The 2,341-nt window shown below is 70.3% G+C and carries 1 protein-coding gene and 2 pseudogenes; 1 reads left to right on the top strand and 2 read right to left on the bottom strand.

The window, feature by feature from the left end; genetic code table 11:
* Both RMN98_RS15755 and argS read right to left on the bottom strand, forming a co-directional pair.
* Positions 1–195, bottom strand: a pseudogene (locus tag RMN98_RS15755) (hypothetical protein); the annotation flags it as partial.
* 219 nt (positions 196–414) lie between these two features.
* Positions 415–2,139: an arginine--tRNA ligase gene (gene argS, locus RMN98_RS15760; protein ID WP_309649767.1), complete on the bottom strand. Its 1,725-nt coding sequence runs from the start codon at positions 2,137–2,139 to the stop codon at positions 415–417.
* Between the two features lie 133 nt (positions 2,140–2,272).
* On the opposite strand from argS, the pseudogene RMN98_RS15765 reads away from it, so the two are divergent.
* Positions 2,273–2,341, top strand: a pseudogene (locus RMN98_RS15765) (elongation factor P); the annotation flags it as partial.

Below are 2,341 nucleotides of genomic sequence, written 5' to 3' on the forward strand. Positions count from 1 at the left end.
CGCCGTGTCGGGTGAGAGGCGCAGCCCGCCGAAGACCGTCACCGCCTGCTCGCCGATCACGACCACCTCGAACGCGGGTGACCGCCCGTCGCGCTCGAGGAGCCGGTTCGCGGTGAGCAGCACCTCGTAGGGCCCGATGAGATCCATGGCGTCGCAGCCGTCGAAGGCGAGCAGACCGATCCGGAACGTCGTCATGACGGACAGCCTCGCGTGGCGAGCCGCTCGGCGACAGCAGGTTCGGTGCCAATGCGGCATCAGATCCAGTCATCGCGGCGGCCCGCACAACTGGCGTCTCGCACCTGCAGAATCGACGTCTCGCACGTGCAGGAGTGACGTCTCGGGCGTGCCGCGGCGCCGTCTCGGGCGTACCGGAACGCCGTCTCGGGCGTACCGGAGCGACGTCTCGCGGGGGTTCTACATCTGGGTGGGGGTCTGGATGCCGAGGAGACCCAGGCCGGTCTCGAGGACCTCGAGGGTGCGCGAGCACAGCGCGAGGCGGGAGGCCCGGACGTCGGCGTCGTCGGTCTTGAGGACCGGGCAGCTCTCGTAGAACGACGTGAAGGCCTGCGCCAGCTCGAAGAGGTAGCCACACAGCCGGTGCGGCTCCAGGGTGTCCCCGACGGCTGCGACCACGTCGCCGAAGTCGAGCAGGGTGAGGCCCAGGGCGCGCTCGGCCTCCTCGCCGAGCACCACGGGGCCCGGGGCGTGACCGGCCTCGGTGGCCTTGCGCAGGATGGAGCGGATCCGCGCCGCGGCGTACTGCAGGTAGGGGCCGGTGTTGCCCTGCAGCGACAGCATCCGCTCGAAGTCGAAGGTGTACTCGCTGTCGTGCGACACCGACAGGTCGGCGTACTTCACCGCACCGATCCCGACCTGCCAGGCGATCCCCGAGCGCGTCTCCGCGTCGAGGTCCGGCCGCGACTCGGCGATCACGCTCTCGGCGCGCTCCACGGCCTCCTCCAGCAGCGACATGAGCCGGATCGGGTCGCCGCTGCGGGTGCGCAGGATCTTGCCGTCGGGGCCGAGCACGTTGCCGATCTGGACATGGGTGACCTCGACCGAGTCGTCGAGCCAGCCCGCCTTGCGAGCGGTCTCCCAGACCATCTTGAAGTGCATCGCCTGGGGTGCCCCGACGACGTACAGCGCCCGGTCGGCACCGAGGTCCTGGACGCGGTGCTTGATGGTCGCGAGGTCGGTCGTGGCGTAGCCGTAGCCGCCGTCGCTCTTGCGGATGATGAGCGGGACCGGCTTGCCCTCGCGACCGGAGTAGCCGTCGAGGAAGACGCACAGCGCGCCCTCGCTCATCGTCGCGATGCCGGCGGCCTCGAGCTCGTCGCAGATCCCGGCGAGCGCGTCGTTGTAGATGCTCTCCCCGGCCAGATCGGCGTCGGTCAGCGTCACGTCGAGCAGGCGGTAGATCCGGTTGAAGTAGGCCTTCGACAGGTCGATCAGCTCGGCCCAGAGGCGCAGCGTGTCGGGGTCACCGGCCTGGAGGGTCACCACCCGCTGCCGGGCGCGCGTGGCGAACGCCTCGTCGCTGTCGAACTTCTCCCGCGCCGCTTGGTAGAAGTCGTTGGGGCGGGCCTCGAGGGCGTGCGCCTCGGGGGAGTCCTCACCCACGTCCAGCAGGTGCTCGATCAGCATCCCGAACGGCGTCCCCCAGTCGCCGACGTGGTTCTGGCGCACCACCTCATGCCCCAGGTGCTCCAGCGTGCGCGCCAGGGCGTCGCCCACGACGGTCGTGCGCAAGTGGCCGACGTGCATCTCCTTGGCCACGTTGGGCGCGGAGTAGTCGATAGGGATGACCTGCCGCGGCTGCTCCGGTACGCCGAGACGGTTCCCCAGCGACTCGACCTGCGAGGCGACCCACGCGGCCCGGACCCGCAGGTTGACGAATCCGGGACCGGTGACCTCCGGGGTCTCCACGATGTCGTCGACCTCGAGGGACGCCACGATCTGGGCCGCCACGTCGCGGGGCTTGGAGCCCAGGCGCTTGGCCAGGGCCATCGCGGCGTTGGCCTGCAGGTCGGCGAACGACGAGGGTCGGATCACCGGGTCGGCGTCGGCGTACTCGTCGCCGAATGCTTTCCCCAGGGCCTGCTGGAAGCGCTCGGTGAGGGCGACGGTGGGGCTGGTCATGCGTCCAAGGTTAGGGGTCACCGCCCACCCGCGATAAACTGCACCGCTGGCCGGTGACCACCCCCACGCAGCGCCCCGGCGCTGCCCGCCCGGCCGATCCCCGATCCCGACCCACGAAGAGGTTCACGCGCGCATGGCGACGACGAACGACCTGAAGAACGGCATGGTGCTCAAGCTCGACGGCCAGCTCTGGCAGGTCATG

Source organism: Nocardioides sp. (genome assembly GCF_031397825.1).
GTDB lineage: Bacteria > Actinomycetota > Actinomycetes > Propionibacteriales > Nocardioidaceae > Nocardioides.